The 16,629-nt window shown below is 45.3% G+C and carries 15 protein-coding genes; all 15 read left to right on the forward strand.

Annotation, left to right across the window (positions count from 1 at the left end; translation table 11 throughout):
* The first annotated feature begins 1 nt into the window (after position 1).
* The 15 genes from EIZ58_RS11775 (at position 2) to EIZ58_RS11840 (ending at position 16,629) form a co-directional block, all read left to right on the forward strand.
* Positions 2-691, forward strand: coding sequence for a carbon-nitrogen hydrolase family protein (locus EIZ58_RS11775; protein ID WP_134701028.1), 690 nt, complete (start codon positions 2-4; stop codon positions 689-691).
* Positions 692-883: 192 nt separating this feature from the next.
* Positions 884-1,687 (forward strand): response regulator transcription factor, encoded by an 804-nt coding sequence (locus tag EIZ58_RS11780; protein ID WP_240689050.1) that lies wholly within the window; start codon positions 884-886, stop codon positions 1,685-1,687.
* Between the two features lie 39 nt (positions 1,688-1,726).
* The gene (locus EIZ58_RS11785; RefSeq protein ID WP_134701029.1) at positions 1,727-2,827 is read left to right on the forward strand and encodes a Gfo/Idh/MocA family protein; all 1,101 of its coding nucleotides are present in this window, start codon (positions 1,727-1,729) and stop codon (positions 2,825-2,827) included.
* 59 nt (positions 2,828-2,886) lie between these two features.
* Positions 2,887-4,584, forward strand: coding sequence for a sensor histidine kinase (locus EIZ58_RS11790; RefSeq protein ID WP_134701030.1), 1,698 nt, complete (start codon positions 2,887-2,889; stop codon positions 4,582-4,584).
* 146 nt (positions 4,585-4,730) lie between these two features.
* Positions 4,731-5,735 (forward strand): ABC transporter permease, encoded by a 1,005-nt coding sequence (locus EIZ58_RS11795; protein ID WP_370297673.1) that lies wholly within the window; start codon positions 4,731-4,733, stop codon positions 5,733-5,735.
* Between the two features lie 19 nt (positions 5,736-5,754).
* Positions 5,755-6,636 (forward strand): carbohydrate ABC transporter permease, encoded by an 882-nt coding sequence (locus tag EIZ58_RS11800; protein WP_134701031.1) that lies wholly within the window; start codon positions 5,755-5,757, stop codon positions 6,634-6,636.
* Positions 6,637-6,703: 67 nt separating this feature from the next.
* Positions 6,704-8,218 carry an ABC transporter substrate-binding protein gene (locus tag EIZ58_RS11805; protein ID WP_134701032.1) on the forward strand — a complete coding sequence of 505 codons (1,515 nt, stop codon included), beginning with the start codon at positions 6,704-6,706 and terminating at the stop codon, positions 8,216-8,218.
* A 12-nt stretch (positions 8,219-8,230) separates the two neighbouring features.
* Complete coding sequence (locus EIZ58_RS11810) at positions 8,231-9,754, forward strand: M81 family metallopeptidase (RefSeq protein ID WP_134701033.1); 1,524 nt, start codon at positions 8,231-8,233, stop codon at positions 9,752-9,754.
* A gap of 83 nt (positions 9,755-9,837) precedes the next feature.
* Positions 9,838-10,407 (forward strand): glucose-6-phosphate isomerase family protein, encoded by a 570-nt coding sequence (locus EIZ58_RS11815; protein WP_167577634.1) that lies wholly within the window; start codon positions 9,838-9,840, stop codon positions 10,405-10,407.
* The gene (locus EIZ58_RS11820; protein ID WP_134701035.1) at positions 10,370-11,236 is read left to right on the forward strand and encodes an isocitrate lyase/PEP mutase family protein; all 867 of its coding nucleotides are present in this window, start codon (positions 10,370-10,372) and stop codon (positions 11,234-11,236) included. The genes EIZ58_RS11815 and EIZ58_RS11820 overlap by 38 nt, the downstream gene beginning before the upstream one ends.
* A gap of 18 nt (positions 11,237-11,254) precedes the next feature.
* Positions 11,255-12,745: a M81 family metallopeptidase gene (locus EIZ58_RS11825; protein ID WP_134701036.1), complete on the forward strand. Its 1,491-nt coding sequence runs from the start codon at positions 11,255-11,257 to the stop codon at positions 12,743-12,745.
* Positions 12,733-13,947 (forward strand): MFS transporter, encoded by a 1,215-nt coding sequence (locus tag EIZ58_RS11830; protein ID WP_134701037.1) that lies wholly within the window; start codon positions 12,733-12,735, stop codon positions 13,945-13,947. The genes EIZ58_RS11825 and EIZ58_RS11830 overlap by 13 nt, the downstream gene beginning before the upstream one ends.
* A 438-nt stretch (positions 13,948-14,385) precedes the next feature.
* Positions 14,386-15,612 carry a cytochrome P450 gene (locus EIZ58_RS11835; RefSeq protein ID WP_134701038.1) on the forward strand — a complete coding sequence of 409 codons (1,227 nt, stop codon included), beginning with the start codon at positions 14,386-14,388 and terminating at the stop codon, positions 15,610-15,612.
* Between the two features lie 93 nt (positions 15,613-15,705).
* Complete coding sequence (locus tag EIZ58_RS33260) at positions 15,706-15,864, forward strand: hypothetical protein (RefSeq protein WP_167577636.1); 159 nt, start codon at positions 15,706-15,708, stop codon at positions 15,862-15,864.
* A 171-nt stretch (positions 15,865-16,035) separates the two neighbouring features.
* The gene (locus EIZ58_RS11840) at positions 16,036-16,629 is read left to right on the forward strand and encodes an SF0329 family protein (protein ID WP_134701039.1); all 594 of its coding nucleotides are present in this window, start codon (positions 16,036-16,038) and stop codon (positions 16,627-16,629) included.

The raw sequence follows: 16,629 nt of genomic DNA on the forward strand, positions 1-16,629 counted from the left end.
TTTGTACAAGGAGATCAAGGTTTCAGTCATTCAGCTAGGTCCGTATCCTGGGTCTTACGAAAAAAACAGCAAAGTGTTATATCAGCTTATTGAGGAGGTTGTAATAAACGAGCAGCCACATCTGATTGTATTTCCGGAGCTCATGACGGTGCCTTTGGCTTCTGATGTTCAAATGGCTGAAGCGATCCATAGAGAAACCGTACAAAATTTCTGCGCATTGGCTAGCACATTCCACGTGAATTTGGTAGGAACATTGCTGGAGAAGGAACAAACGAATGGCAAGGTGAATCATTTTCATTCTGCCTTTGTTTGTACCCCAACCCAAGGGTTGCTCGGACGCTATCGGAAATTAAAGGGGGATGCTGCTTCACCGGTATGGGATTTAGGAAACGGTTTTCGTTTAGGGACCTTAATAAAATCTGAACCATGCGATCAGGATGTTTGGCAGTCCTTGTGTGAACAGCTGGTTGATATTATTGCCGTACCCATAGCTGCATCCGAATCTTCGCAGATTGTAGAAGAATTACGTGAGCGTGCAAAAGAGTACGGGGTATACGTAGTTGCCTCCAATAAAGCTGGTGAGGGTTTCAGCGGAAAAAGCTGCATCATTGATCCTTTGGGGAGAATCGTTGTCCAAGCAGGGGAAGAGGAATGGTCGGTCATTACGGGTAACGTTATTCGTAAGGAATAGAGACGACCTCGCTTACATGTAAGGGATAATCCTTCCTTTTTCTTTTGCTGGGCCTATGTTATAATGTCGATACAATTTGGAACGTTCTGTCTTCTAATAAACCTTGTCATATAATATGCCGCTATTCATTCCTCATCCATTCCCGCATTGTAAGGTAAAAGGAACGAGATCTCAGCACGAATGGAGGCGATCATGTACATGTACCATGTTCTTGTTGTCGACGATGAAGTCTATACCGTAAAAGGTCTTCAGGCCGGTGTCCAATGGGACAAGTTTGACATTTCATCCGTTCATACGGCACACAGTGCGAAGCAAGCAAGGGCTGTATTCGAAGCGCATCCTGTTGACCTGCTAATCTGTGATATCGAGATGCATCAGGAATCGGGCTTAGATTTGTTAGAGTGGATAAGAAGGTATTACCCATCCACTGAGGCTGTTTTCTTAACTTGCCACTCGGAATTTTCCTACGCCCAGAGAGCCATTCAACTCCATGCGCTAGACTATCTTCTTAAGCCAGTGAAGTATGAGGCACTGGAAGAAGTGATGAAGAGAGCGCTGGAAAAAATCAAAGAAAGCAAAAGATTATTGCAGGTATTGGAGTCCCATCGATCCAAGGCGCTCGCGATTTCAAACGGAGAGGTAGGGGGCATGCCGTCTGTCACCGTTGTCGAGAAGGCCAAGCAGTTTATCGATGAGCATATCGGTCAACAGGACCTGTCTAGAGTTGATATCGCAAATAGTGTCTTTTTGCACCCTGATCATTTGACCAGAGTGTTTAAAAAAGAAACGGGAATGTCCCTTTCTAATTACTTGCAAGTAAAACGTCTTGAACTGGCCAAAGAGCTACTGACGCATTCCGAAATGCCAATCAGCGATATTGCTCTTACAGTTGGCTATTCGAATTTATCGTATTTCTCCAATATTTTTAAGAAGCATACAGACATGAACCCGATTAATTATAGAAGGAATGCGCAAAGCCATTCTCCCACCGGATAAGCTCATCCATGAATCTTATAAAAACAGGAGGCTGTGAGAATGAGCAAAATTAAAGTAGGAATCATTGGGTGTGGAAACATCAGCCCGATTTATTTCCAAGCAGGAAAGAAATTTGGCCTGTTGGATATTGTGGCCTGTGCCGATAAGGATATAAGCCGCGCGAAGGATAAAGGAGAAGCATTTGGGATTCCCAAGATCTATACGATTGAACAGCTTTTATCCGACCCGGAAATAGAAGTGGTTGTCAACTTGACTATTCCCCAAGACCATGCGGAGATTCATATTCGGACCTTGGAAGCGGGAAAGCATACCTATGGGGAGAAGCCCTTGGCTGTCGGCCTGGAGGACGGAGCGCGAATTCTGTCCCTGGCGAGAGAGAAGGGGCTTCGGGTTGGTTCTGCGCCGGATACGTTTTTAGGCGGCGGAATCCAGACCTGCCGCAAGTTAATTGATGACGGATGGATCGGAACGCCCATTTCTGCAACCGCATTTTTTATGTCTCATGGACCTGAGCATTTTCACCCTAATCCGTCCTTCTTATATCGGGAAGGAGCGGGGCCCTTATTTGATATGGGACCCTATTATCTCACTGCATTGATCAATCTGATAGGCCCTGTTCGCCGTGTCGCGGGATCCTCCTCGATGTCGTTTAGAGAAAGAATCATCATGGCGGAACAAAATTATGGCACCCCCTTTCCCGTTCATACCCCTACTCATGCTGCTGGGCTGTTGGAATTTCATAATGGCGCTATCGGTACGTTGATTACTAGCTTTGATGTGTGGGGAACCCGTTCTCCAAACCATATTGAAATACACGGAACAAGCGGCTCCTTACTCGTTCCGGATCCGAACAAATTCGGGGGACCTGTTCTGATAAAAAGACAGCACCAGCGTGAGTTTGCCGAAGTGCCTCTGACGCATGGATATGCGGAAAACAGTCGCGGGCTTGGGGTCCTGGAAATGGCCGATGCAATCCAAACCGGAAGAAGCCACCGTGCCCATGGGGAAATGGCTTACCACGTGTTGGACATCTTGCATGGAATCTATCATTCTGCCCGAGAAGGAAGATACTATGAGATCAGAAGTTTCTGCGAACAGCCGGCCATTCTTCCGATGGCTTATCCAGAGCGCATGGTGTGAGTCCCATTAAATTATTCCTCAACTCATTAGGCACAAAACTCTTCTTGGGCATATTCCTGATGATTGTCCCGTTCGTCACGGTTTTGATCATTATTAATTACTATTCCGTTCAGGTTGTCCGCAATCAAGTGGCCGATTCCAATCATAATATGCTGAGCATGTACATGGGGGAAATCGATCGAAGGCTGTCGGCCGTGGATCACTACTTATTCCATTTGGTAGGTCAAAATTTAGATCTGCTGGACATGGAACTTCCTAAAAACATGGACATGGACAGGTATATGAAAGCACAGTTGCGCCTTTTTAACTCCATGAATCAGGAGATAGGTTACCATGAGTCCATCGATTTGCTGTTCATCTATTCAGCTGTCAATCAGGATCTTTTCATGACTCAAACCTTCGGCCGAGGATACGAAGAACGAGCAGAAGTCAGAAATCAGATTCTGAAGCTCGTCCAAGGGGATACCCAACCCTATAATAATAACCGGTGGTATATCTGGAAGGGCGACCAAGGCTATTATCTATTCCATCTTGTAAAAGCAGGGGATGTCTATGTGGGGGCTTGGGTGGATGCAGATAAAATCATTTTTCCCTTGGATCGGGTTGATTTTGGGGAAAATGGTTCAGCCCTCTTGGCGACGCAAGATTGGGTTCCCATGAACCACGCGGATCTTGTCGGGCAATACGGCATTTCCCTTCAATACGAACCTAGCCGCTACCATCTCTCAGGAGACAAAGCCCAGTATCTCGTTATGGGGCAATCCTCAAGCAAAGGGCATTTTCACCTGATTGCTTTTATTCCCGAGAGCAAGATATTAGAGAAGCTGCCCTACCTTCAGCGAATTTCGTCGATCTTAACAATTGGCGCAGGAATCTTTTTACTGCTGTTTATTTTCTTTATGAGAAAAGTATTTCTGCTGCCCATTAGTCGCTTAATCGTATCGATCAGAAAGCTTCAAAGTGGAAATTTCTCTCATGCACATATTAAAGAGGTTCCCACTTCTACGGAGTATAGAATGCTGAACGAGGCTTTCAATCAAATGGTAAGGGAAATTGAGAAGCTCAAAATCGACGTATACGAGGAAAAGCTAAACCATCAAAAAGCGGAATTGAAACATTTGCAGCTGCAGATTAATCCGCACTTTTTCTTGAATTCTTTAAATATAATTTATAATTTAGCTACCATTAAAGATTTTAAGCTCATTCAGGAAATGAGTATGTGCTTAGTCACGTACTTTCGGTTTATGTTCCGAAGCAACTCCAGTTTTGTAACTCTTCAAGATGAATTAATGCATACGGAAAACTATTTGCGGATTCAGCAACTTCGATTCCCGGATCGTTTAACCTTTCATGTAACTGCACCGGAACAGCTAATGAATTGTCCCATTCCTCCACTAGTCATTCAGACGATAGTAGAGAATTCCGTCAAGCATGCTGTAAATATGGATGATTACACGGAAATTACTATTAGGGTGGGGCTCGAACAAGAGCAGGAAAGTACGTATGCAAGAATTGAGATTCAGGATACCGGCCGAGGGTTCCCGCAAAGTGTCTTGGATCAATTGCAGCAAGATGAGGAATGGGAGAGCAAAGAAGGGGAACAGATCGGAATTTGGAATGTGAAGCGCAGACTCCGGCTACTTTATCACTACCAAGCCGTCATCGAGTTTTCTAACACTCCCGGAAAAGGAGCAAACGTACGATTCAGATTGCCGATAAAAATAAAGAAGGAGCAGGAGTTATCCTTGTTTTGTTGATTCATGCGACAGAACAGGGATTTTGTTTTGATCTGTAGACAAAAAAGTCGGAAAATTACAAATCGATGTCGTTTTATTAGTGAGTCGAGCCTGTTGAATTGAGATAGAATGAGTACAAATCCATAGAGGAAATGAGGGAGAAAAGCATGAAAGAAACCGAAGTTTCGGTAAGTTTGGAGGCTGTCAGCCATCCCGCTGTTCAGGTGAATGCCAGGCTGCCAACCCAATCCAAACTAAGGTTGAGTTGGAAAAAAATCTGGCGGTACCGTGCTTTATTCCTCATGATGGTACCGGGACTCCTTTATTTTATCATCAACAACTATCTGCCCATGTTTGGGGTCATCATTGCCTTCAAGGATATTGATTATGCCAAAGGGATACTCGCGAGCGATTGGGTAGGCTTCAAAAACTTTGAGTATTTGTTTTCAACATCGGATGCCTGGAGAATCACGCGCAACACGCTCCTCTATAATGGGGCATTTATCATCATTGACATCACGTTAGGTGTAGCTTTGGCCATCTTGGTAAATGAAATCAGAAGCAAATTCTTGTCGCGCTTCTATCAGAGCGTGCTGCTCCTTCCTTATTTAATATCCATGGTAATCGTAGCGTATTTAGTGCTTGCATTTCTGAATGTGGAAAATGGGTTCATGAATCGCCAGATCCTTCCGATTCTCGGGATTGAGCCGATATCCTGGTACAACGAAGCAGGAAAATGGCCTTTTATCCTCCCCCTTGTCAACATGTGGAATCATGTCGGTTATATCAGCATTATTTTCTATGCCTCGTTGGTTTCTATCGGGAATGAGTACTATGAGGCTGCCATGATTGACGGTGCAAGCAAATGGCAGCAAATCAAAGAGATTACGATCCCGATGCTGATGCCGACGATCATCATTATCGGATTGCTGAAAGTCGGGAAAATCTTCTATTCGGACTTTGGCCTTTTCTATCAAGTACCGCTGAATTCGGGCCCGATTCAATCAACAACGGACGTTATTGATACGTATGTATACCGGGGATTCATGACCCTAGGAGATATCGGGATGTCCTCGGCAGCCGGTTTCTATCAATCCTTGGTAGGTTTTGTACTCGTCATTGCCGCAAACTATGTTATTAGAAGGAAGAATCCAGACCAGGCGCTATTTTAATAGAAAGGGGAACCAAGCTATGAAATCGAATCATATGAATCAATTTGTAGTTAATGGAATTTTCATTGTTCTGGTCTGCTTGTGCGTGTTCCCGTTGGCGCTTCTGTTCATGACCTCCATTACGGATGATAAAGCGGTCATCCTCAATGGCTATTCCCTTTTTCCGAGTCAATTCAGTTTGGACGCCTACAAGTATTTGCTCTATGACTACAGCGCCATTCTGCGTGGATATGGGATCACGACGTTCATTACTGTTTTTGGAACGTTTACTGGCTTACTGATTTCCTCATTACTCGCTTACCCCTTGTCAAGAAAAGATCTGCCGTACCGCAACTTCTTCGCATTCCTTGTTTTTTTCACCTTACTCTTTAACGGTGGGCTTGTCCCAACCTATCTCGTATACACCGAAATTTTTCATATTAAAAACACCATTTGGGCTCTGATTGTACCCAATATCCTCACAAACGGATTTTTAATCCTGCTGATGCGAACCTACTTTATGAATTCCATACCGGCTGAGCTCATTGAATCGGCAAAAATCGACGGAGCTAGCGAATTCAAGATTTACTATCTGATCGTTTTGCCGCTATCGCTTCCGATCCTAGCTACGATTGGTTTGATGCTCACCATCACGTATTGGAATGACTGGTTTAATGGCTTGATATACGTGACCAACAGAGAACTCTTTAGCATTCAAAACATGATGTACCGGATGCTGGTGGATATCCAGTTCATGAACCAGGATACGAGCAGCCATGCAGCAGGTGAATTGGCCAGCATGCCTGCAGCTACCGTTCGCATGGCCATGGCGGTGATTGGAGTGTTCCCGCTGTTCTGCGCTTATCCGTTTTTCCAAAAATATCTGGTCAAAGGGCTTACGGTCGGGGCTGTTAAAGGGTAAAGGCGTCACCCGAACCACCAGGTTCGGTTCAATATAAAGAATTCATATTTTTAAGGGAGGGTCTACCATGTCTAAGAAAGCGAAATATCCTTCATTGTTACTTGCTCTTCTGTTAGGGGTCTCTACCGTCTTGTCCGCTTGCTCCTCTTCGAAGGAACAACAAGCCACCAATGCTCCAACCGATGGCAGTGAAGCTCCTCCCTATGAAGTGACGGTCATGATTATGGACCGTTCCGGACAAATGGCAGACCTTGGGTCAGTTCAAGAAGAGGTCAATAAAATGACGAAAGAGAAAATCAACGCCACGGTGAATTTTCTCCCCATTGGCCGATCCGCTTATTTGCAGCAGATGAATTTAATGATGGCAGGCAGCGAGAAGTTAGACTTGGTGGTGACCTCCAGCTATTACGGTTTCAGCGGGCAGGTATCGAAAGGGCAGCTCCTTCCATTAAATGAGCTTCTCGAAAAGCATGGATCTGGGATTAAGGAAGTTGTAAGACCTGAATACATTAACGCAACGAAGGTCAATGGGAATATCTACGGCGTTCCGAGCATCCGAGACTTGGCGGCAGAGTATGGCGCTGTGGTTCGCAAAGATATCTTCGACAAATATAATATCGATTCCTCAGCCATCAAGACATGGGAGGATCTAGAAAAAGCATTTGAAGTCATCCAAAAGGGTGAGCCGGGTATGGCCATGGTGGTCGGTACAGCCCAAGCCTTTCCGGTTGCCGAAGCGATTTGGGGCGGTTCCTATGACATCCTGAATGACCGGTTAGGCGTACTGCCGGAAATGGATAACAACCTTAAGGTGGAAAACCTGTTCGAAACGCAAAAGTATAGGGAAGCTGTTGATATGGCGAGAAGATGGTACCAAAAAGGGTATATCATGCAGGATGTCAATACGTCGCAAGAAGGTGGCGTTAATTTAGTAAAAGCCGGTAAAGTCGTCGGATATGTGGTTAACATGAAGCCGGGCATGGATACGCAGGAATCCAGAAATACGGGCATGGAAATGCTGGCCATTCCGCTGTCAAGAGCAACGGCACAAACGCACAACATGCAAACCTATATGATGTCCATTTCCAAGAACAGCCGCAATCCGGAAAAAGCCATGGAATTCATGAATCTGCTTTACACGGATAAAGATATTATGAATTTGATCACCAACGGAATTGAAGGTCAACATTATGTCAAAAAATCGGATCAAGTCATTGCCTTCCCAAGCGGAGTCACGGCAAAAGACACCAAATATTTGTTTAACCAATTCTTGTTAGGCAACAACTTTTTAACGCACGTATGGGAAACCGATGATCCGCAAATCTGGGAAAAAACCCAAGAATTTAATGACAGTGCTATTTTCTCCAAGGCCTTAGGCTTTACCTTCAGTCAAGAACCGGTGAAATCGGAAGTGGCTGCTGTAACCAATGTCATCAATCAGTATCGATTGGCACTGGAGAACGGTACCCTCGATGTGGAAAAGAACTTGAAGGAATTCAATACGAAGCTGAAGGAAGCAGGCTTGGATAAGATTATAGCGGAAAAGCAGAAGCAGTTGGACGATTGGATGAAGACGAAATAAGGAGGAAAGCTGATGAGGATTCTTACGGGCACAATGATGCATGAAACGAATACGTTTAATACGGTTCCGACCACCTTCGAGGATTTCCGGCCGGTTTACGGACAGGACCTATTCAACCATACCTTCTATGAGGACAACAGTGAAGCAACGGGCGGAATCATGAAAGTATTGAGGGCTGAAGGTGTGGAAATTATCCCTACCTTGCACGTATTTCCGTTCGTATCCGGAATTATTGTCGATGAAGCTTATCAAAAAGCGAAGGAAGTGATTCTTGAGGCGGTACGAAATGCAGGAGAGTTGGACGGCATTTGCTTCTGCCTTCATGGATCCATGTACACTCAGGCAGTCGAAGATCCGGAAGGCGATCTGATGAGTGCCATTCGCGAAATCGTGGGACCTGATCTTCCGATTGTTTGCGCCTTGGATATGCATGCGACCGTCACGGACGAACTGATCCGGAGTGTGAATGCCTTGACCGTGTTTCGCACGGCTCCGCATATTGACCGTTTCGACACAGGGGTACGTGCCGCTGACCTGCTATTGAAGATTATACGCCAAAAGCTAAAGGTTGTTACCGTATCGGCTAAGCTGCCAATGATCATAGCCGGAGAGCATTCCATGACGACGATCAATCCCATGAAGGAGCTGATACACCAGCTCTATCGCAAAAATCACCTGATCCATGTACTCAACGCAGATTATGCAGTCGGCTTTCCTTGGGCCGACACTCCGCACCATAGTGTGAGAACCATCGTATCCGGTGAAGTGCAGCATGTGGAAGAGCTTATGGAGGTCGCACTGGACTTGGCGCAGCAATTCTGGGATCGGAGATTTGAGTTCACTTACTCGTTTGAGGCCTATCCGCTGGATGAAGCGTTGGACGTTGCCTTGGCCGAGCCGCAGGGCCCCGTCATTATCTCCGACGCCGGTGATAACCCGACGGCAGGAGCGTCCTCAGATAATGCCCTTGTCCTCCATCGCTTATTGGAACGCAAGATCGACAACGCCCTGATTGCCGTTTTCGCCGACCGCTCGTCCTATGAAAAATGCCGGGAGGCAGGAGAGGGAGCGGTCGTGAATCTACAGCTTGGCCGCAAAGAGCCTTATGTGCTTGAACCTTACCCTGTAAGAGGGGAAGTGCTTGCGATCAAGACGGGACTTAGCGATCCGAAGCGAATCCGGATCAGCAGCAATGCGGCTATTGTGAAAATTGAGGGGGTTACGGTCATTATCGCCGAAGAGCGAATGGCCGTTTACGACCCAGGCTATCTCTATAAGCTAGAACTGGAACCGAAGGATTTTCAAATCATCGTCATCAAAAACGGGTATCAAAGCCCACCCTATCAAGAGCTTGCTTCCAAAAGCCTGTTTGCCCTAACACCGGGACATACCAATATAACCTTAACAGAGATTGAGTACCGCAAGGCGCCGCGTCCCATTTACCCACTAGATGAGGAGGCGGAATGGAACGCCGACCTGGATAGGGAAAGCATGAAAATCAATCTGCAGCTGTCCCAACGGTATGCGATAAAGTAAAAACTTGGTCCGGATCCCGCATCCTTACCGAAGCGATGCGGGATAATCATGGGAAACTATTATTTATGAGGAGAGATGCACTGATGGAAAAATTATTTTCAATCCCCTTGCTGCCTATGGACTACGAAAAATATGGAGCACTCAAAACAAGAAGAGTACTTTCGCAAATGAAGGGGCTGTACTTGGATCAAGAGGCCGTCGAGAAGCAGCTAGCAATAGAAGATCCGGTTATCTACGAAGTCTATGAACTCCCTCATCCGAATGATGAAACCGATTTGCTTGCTAATATCACAGTGCTTTATCCCGGGAAGATCGGGGATGAATTCTACATGACAAAAGGGCACTTTCACTTAGAGCCGGATACCGCTGAAGCCGTTATCGGCATCGCGGGCAGCGGGGAAATGCTGGTTCAAAATCGGGAAGGGGTGCTTAAAAGCTTGGCTGTATTGCCGGGGTATATTAGCTATGCCGGCGGAGGTTGGGGTCACCGTGTGGTCAATACCGGGACAGAGCAACTCGTGTTCTTTGCCGTAAGCGGAGCAAATATTATTCATGACTATGATACGGCAGCTAAATTGAACTTCAAGCCTGTCATGAAAGGAGAGGAGAGCCCTCATGAACAAGGCCAGCGTGCTGAAGGAGCGATTAAATAGACCTGGCATTATCATAGCCCCAGGCGTTTATGATTGCGTTTCTGCCAAGCTGGTTGAAGGCGCTGAATTTGAAGCCCTGTATATGACGGGGTATGGCACATCTGCTTCCTTATTGGGGATGCCAGACTACGGCTATATCACCCTGAACGAGATGGCAGACAATGCAGGGAGAATCGCCCGTTCGGTGGATATCCCTTTAATTGCCGATGCCGATACCGGTTTCGGCAATGCCCTTAACGTCATTCGAACCGTACAGGAGTATGAAAAACGCGGTGTGGCAGCCTTCCATATTGAAGATCAAGTGTTTCCCAAACGCTGCGGGCATATGGAAGGGAAGATGGTCATTCCGATGGAGGAGCATGTCCAAAAAATCAGAGCAGCCGTCGATGCCAGAGAGCATCTATTAATCATTGCAAGAACCGATGCTCGAGCCCCTTTGGGATTGGATGAAGCAATCCGCCGAGCGGTGGCCTATAAGGAAGCAGGGGCTGATATTATTTTCGTGGATGCCCCCCAATCCGCCCAAGAGCTTGAAGTGATCGCTAAAGAAGTTGAAGGGCCGTTATTTGCCAACATGGTTGAAGGCGGAAAAACGCCTAGTCTATCTGCACGCGAGCTAGAGAAGCTGGGATATAAAATTGTCGTGTATCCCGTGTCCACTCTCTACAGTGCTGTGAAGGCAATGCAGCAAACTCTATCGATTCTCAAACATTCGCATAGCACAGATGGAGCGATAGAGAACATGGTTAATTTCACGCAATTCAATGACTTGATGGATTTGAAGAACTCCTTCAACATACAGGAGAAATATGCGGCCGCAAGAAGCTGAGAGAAATGAGGGAAGGACATGAGAGTCTTAATCGGATCGATGCTGCATGAGACCAACACGTTTAATCCCATTCTTACCACATTGGAGCATTTTGACTTGTGGTATGGTGATCAATTATTTAAAACATCGTTAGGTCAACGAATGGAAGGAGACCCTAGCAATTGGCAACGATTCGCAACGGGAGGGATTGTTGACCGATTGCGGGCGGAAGGAGTGGACATTGTACCCACGGTGTACGCACGAGCGAACACATCGGGTACTATTGAAGGCTCAGCCTATCAAACCATAAAGGAAGGGTTTCTTTCCGCCGTTTCGATGGCAGGCAAACTGGATGGAATCTGCCTGGCGCTTCACGGATCCATGTACGCGCAGGGAGAAGAGGATCCTGAAGGAGATCTAATGAGTTCGATACGTGAAATCGTAGGACCGGAAATGCCGATTGTTTGCACGTTAGACATGCATGCTACGGTGACGAACCGACTCATTGAGAGCGTGAATGCTTTTACTGTGTATCGTACCGCCCCGCACATGGATACCTATCAAACGGGAGAAAGAGCCGTTAACCTGCTTCTCTCTATCATTCGTAATCAATTGCAGGTCAAGACTCTCTCTGTTAAGATTCCCATGATCATTTCAGGAGAACAAACGGAAACGGCGGTTTCTCCCATGAAAGAGCTGATGGATCTCGTATACGAAACTGACCATAATCCATTGATTATGAATGCCGATTATGTTCTTGGGTTTCCTTGGGCGGATACCCCTCACCATAGTGTAAGAACCCTGGTTTCCGGAGAAGTAAGGCATCTGGAAGAACTTCAATCCGTTGCGGCTTATCTGGCGACTGCTTTTTGGGAGAAGCGCTATGAGTTAGGCTACTCAACAGAAGCATATCCGCTTGATGAAGCATTAGATATAGCAATGGCTGAGTTGAAGGGACCTATCATTATATCGGATGCGGGAGACAATCCTACTGCGGGCGCAACATCTGATGTAACCCTTGTATTGAACCGATTACTCCAGAGAAAAATGGAAAACGTGCTGATTGCGGTTATTGTGGATAAAGAAGCCTTTGACCTATGTAAGGCTGCAGGGGTGGGAGCTCAAGTGAGACTGGCTTTGGGGCGCTTGGAGCCATCACCGGAAGCGGATCCCCTTCGGGTTGAAGCGGAGGTGTTGCATGTCAAAAGCGGTCTGGAAGCGAAGACATCGAGCTGGTGGAACAGCGACGCTGCTGTATTAAGATCGGAAGGCGTGACGTTTATCGTGGCGGAGCAGCGGATGGCTGTATACAATCCTGCTTATTTAGAAGAAGTTGGGCTAAACCCCCATGATTTTAACATCATTGTCATCAAAAGCGGCTATCAAAGCCCCTATTACCGAAAGATTGCCGCAAGAAGCTTATTTGCCTTAACGCCGGGGAATACCAATTTGGATATCGCATCCATCCCTTACCAGGTAGCTCCGCGCCCGATCTTTCCGTTGGATAAGAATTTCACATGGAATATATAAATGTAAATTTTAGATTGTTTTACTTCACTATTTATTTCAGTTTCGGCATCTTATCTACTTTAATTTCGGTCTATTTCCATAGTGAACTTCACTTGAACGGAACGCAGATTGGGATGATTCTATCGCTAACCCCTGTGATCGTTATTTTCAGCCAACCTCTTTGGGGAATTGCTAGTGATACTGTCCCAAAACCTAAATTGCTCCTCTTTATCGTGTTAATATGCACAGCATTGATGAGTATTTTTTTATCCAAGACCTCCACCTTCTTATTCTTGATTATTGTGCATATCCTATTTTCGTTCTTTCAAAGTGCTGTTGTTCCACTTTCCGACAGCACCACACTCAACTACACACAAAAAGAAGTTTCAGACTACGGCTCCATTCGATTGTATGGGGCCATTGGCTTTGCACTTGCTGTTTTTATTGGTGGAAAGGCTTCTGAGCTATTTGGACTAAAAATCATATTTTATATTTATTCTCTCATGTTCCTAATAGCAGCTTACTTATCCGTTTACCTGCCAGCTCCTAAGAGCCCTAAAAGGAATGACTTGCGCATTAAGGATGGGTTCTTGCTTTTGCTTAAACAAAAGCCGTTTATTCTCTTTCTCGCCGTTGTATTTTGTATTTTCGGTCCTATTAATGCCAATAATACCTACTTTGGTTTATTCATTGTCAGCTTGGGCGGATCCTTAACAAGCATAGGAATCGCCTTTTTGCTCTCTACAGGTTTGGAAGCCCCTATGATGAAAGTGGCCCAGCGATTTGTAAAAAGATTAGGTATGGAAAAAGTCATTATTTTAGCTGCAGCAGCGTCAACGCTCCGCTGGTTCATCTATTTCTTTCAACTGCCAATATATGTAGTGTATGCCTCTGCTATTTTACAAGGTTTGTCCGTTGGCTTGTTTATTCCAACCGCGTTGCAGTACGTTTCTAAATTGACAGAACGTTTCTCGATTCAATCTACTGCTATATCCATTTATCAGGCGATAGGACTAGGGGTGGGCGTTTGGTTTAGCACGGTTGTTGGTGGCGTCATCTTTGAATACCTGTCCATATTCTACGTGTATGCCTTCTTTATGATACTAAATATGTCTGGGATCATTTTTATGTATATGTTAATCAAAAGCCTTCGGTCAGAGGTGAGGAGTGATCCCTCAGTTTCTATGATCAATCTAATTCGCTATAAACTGCTGTTTTGTTGAGGATGAAAGCTCGATCATGAATGGCTCATGAAGTTCATTGGACACCGTATTGCTTCACATGCATAGTTTTGAGAGGATTGCAGGTCGAAAGGCCTGCTTCTACTCAACTCAGCCGAAAAACGTCGAAAGCCACGAAGTGTTCACCACGCGCTACAACTACTCGACCACATCCTCATGAAGAAACTTACCCACTACGTGGTAGACGCAGATATTGAGGATTCTTCGACCACGTAGACCATCAGTGGCTCATGACATTTATCTAACATCGAGTGGCGGACTCCAACATTTTGCGTCTAATTGATGCTTCCGGTTCATACTTGGTTATAATGAAAATATACCATTAGCTTTGTGGAGGGGAGTATTCTGAGTAAGATAGTAGAAATAGAAGGGGCTCGCCTGAAGAATTTCCTTCACTTTCAACGTGATTCTCTCGGATTTATGACGAGTGTACTACACCTGGGTGATATTGTTTCGGTACGGTCTAGTAAGAAGACGCCTTCTTACATTTTAAATCATCCGGAAGCGATCCGCGAGGTGCTGGTTTCGAAAGAGCAATCGTTTCGAAAAGGGAGATCAAGTAGAATTCTAAGAGAAACAGTAGGTCAGGGGATTTTGACTACGGAAGGTGAAAAGCATGGCCGTCAGCGACAGTCTATGCTGCCTGCCTTTCACAAACAGAGGATTCAGGAGTATGCTCCCATCGTGATCGAACAAGCCACGCGAACCTTTGATAAGTGGCAAGATGGAGAGGAACGATGGATCCATCGTGATTTTATGACACTGACCCTTACCGTGATCTTGGAAACCTTGTTTGGATCCAAAAAGATGGAGGATCCCGAGAAAATTGCCAGAGCTGTGGAAGAGACGATCCAATATACAGCCAAGCGGATGTATTCCCCGATCCCTTTGCCCAAGTTCATTCCGACTCGGGGAAACCTGCGGCACACCCAGTCTATGCGGGTGTTACAGGAAACAGCAAAGAGTTTTGTTCAACAACAAGAAAAACGAGATTCACCTTCTCTATTAAGGCATCTGTTGGAGGAAGAAGGGGTCGAGGAACAAGAGCTTATTGATCAGATCATTACGATGCTCATCGCAGGACATGAAACAACAGCGAATGCGTTAAGCTGGACATGGTACTTACTATCCCAACACCCTGAGGTGGAAGCTAAATGGAGAGAGGAACTACACCGAGTTTTGGGCGATCGCCCTTTGACATACGAAGATTTAACGAATCTTGCTTATACTCAGCAAATTTGGCAAGAGTCCCTACGTTTGTATCCTCCTGCTTGGATGATCCTACGGGAAGCAAACGAAGATGTGGACATTCTTGGGGAACACTTTTCTCGCCACTCTATTTTTATGATTTGTCCTTACAGTCTTCATCGTAACCCACAATATTTTTATCAACAAGAGAAATTTATGCCGGAACGGTTTGCCGATCAAGCCGCAAAAAGCATCCCTAGGTATGCTTATCTTCCTTTCGGAGCGGGTTCAAGATCGTGTATCGGAAACCAATTTGCTAGTATGGAGGCTATGTTGATTATGGTGCTTCTGGCCCAGAGATATCGGCTAGTGTTAGCTCCGTCACAGGCTCCGATTCAAGCTGAGCCTTCGGTTTCTTTAAGAATCAAAGGTGGATTAAAGATGGTAGTAAAGAAGTAACGAGGATATGTTATAGCAAAACTCTCCGTCTGGGGAGTTTTTCTTTGTCCAGAAAAACGGCAAGGGGTAAAAGGAGATGGGAGAAACCCTACAATGAGCTGGTGGGGGAACATGGGTGCCAACATTAACCCGGTGGTTAATCCGGGAAGACTAAGACGTGGCAGACCCAAGGTCAGAAACGGCGAGGGGAAATTCGATTGTCCAGGATCGCAGGGGGCTTTAGAAAACGTGATCTGCTCTAATCGAGCTTGATTCTACGGGCTCGTTTGTTTTTTTCACTACACATGAAACTAGAACAAATGGGAGTTATGTTTGCTATACTCATTCCAATTTTGTGGTAAAATGGCCAAAGGGATTTTATTGTTGATCAAGCCGATGTTATGTTTCAATAGGTATTAATTATATAGAACATAGGAGAATTACATGTCCTGGAGCAAATTGAAGCAAAATCTAGAGAGTTTTCTCTGTCCTGCGTTATATGGAAGGGTCGAATACCGTGCAACCAGCTATCGTTATTTGCCTGATAAAGCAGGACATTGTTATATTTCGGTTGATAAAAAGAACGTATTCAATATGAGTGATCGAACTACCTTAATCAGATGGTACGAGACGGAGCAGGAAATTAAGAATGATCCAGATATCGAAATTCCTATCAACCATGAAGAAATGGAATCGGTCAGAAGAGATACTAACGGGAAAGTACCGGAGGATCGTCTAAAAGTAATAGCTAGAAATAGAAAAATATCCGAATATGCAAAGGAGCTTTTGTCAGCACAGTCATCATTAAGTAAATCCAATTTTATCGTTGTGGCTAATAAGTTTCTATCCATTTCTATAGAGGAAAGCCTAGAGAGCCATGATATCTTATTGAATATTCTTGCTTTGGTGGATAGACGAGTTGGAAAAAAGCGACTGCTAAACATGGCCGAGAAGATGAAGTTAAAGCATCCCATTGTGCAGTATTTTTATGAACTACGGCTGAGTACGTTAAGCCAACCGAAAGGATCAGGTGGTTAA

This window comes from Ammoniphilus sp. YIM 78166 (assembly GCF_004522215.1).
GTDB lineage: Bacteria > Bacillota > Bacilli > Aneurinibacillales > RAOX-1 > YIM-78166.

Coding starts and splice junctions, on each gene's coding strand:
- EIZ58_RS11820 (WP_134701035.1), top strand. CDS start 10,370: ATGAACAAGGCCAGCGTGCTGAAGGAGCGATTAAATAGACCTGGCATT.
- EIZ58_RS11790 (WP_134701030.1), top strand. CDS start 2,887: ATGATTGTCCCGTTCGTCACGGTTTTGATCATTATTAATTACTATTCC.
- EIZ58_RS11815 (WP_167577634.1), top strand. CDS start 9,838: ATGGAAAAATTATTTTCAATCCCCTTGCTGCCTATGGACTACGAAAAA.
- EIZ58_RS11825 (WP_134701036.1), top strand. CDS start 11,255: ATGAGAGTCTTAATCGGATCGATGCTGCATGAGACCAACACGTTTAAT.
- EIZ58_RS11830 (WP_134701037.1), top strand. CDS start 12,733: ATGGAATATATAAATGTAAATTTTAGATTGTTTTACTTCACTATTTAT.
- EIZ58_RS33260 (WP_167577636.1), top strand. CDS start 15,706: ATGAGCTGGTGGGGGAACATGGGTGCCAACATTAACCCGGTGGTTAAT.
- EIZ58_RS11795 (WP_370297673.1), top strand. CDS start 4,731: ATGAAAGAAACCGAAGTTTCGGTAAGTTTGGAGGCTGTCAGCCATCCC.
- EIZ58_RS11840 (WP_134701039.1), top strand. CDS start 16,036: ATGTCCTGGAGCAAATTGAAGCAAAATCTAGAGAGTTTTCTCTGTCCT.
- EIZ58_RS11800 (WP_134701031.1), top strand. CDS start 5,755: ATGAAATCGAATCATATGAATCAATTTGTAGTTAATGGAATTTTCATT.
- EIZ58_RS11835 (WP_134701038.1), top strand. CDS start 14,386: ATGACGAGTGTACTACACCTGGGTGATATTGTTTCGGTACGGTCTAGT.
- EIZ58_RS11780 (WP_240689050.1), top strand. CDS start 884: ATGTACATGTACCATGTTCTTGTTGTCGACGATGAAGTCTATACCGTA.
- EIZ58_RS11805 (WP_134701032.1), top strand. CDS start 6,704: ATGTCTAAGAAAGCGAAATATCCTTCATTGTTACTTGCTCTTCTGTTA.
- EIZ58_RS11810 (WP_134701033.1), top strand. CDS start 8,231: ATGAGGATTCTTACGGGCACAATGATGCATGAAACGAATACGTTTAAT.
- EIZ58_RS11785 (WP_134701029.1), top strand. CDS start 1,727: ATGAGCAAAATTAAAGTAGGAATCATTGGGTGTGGAAACATCAGCCCG.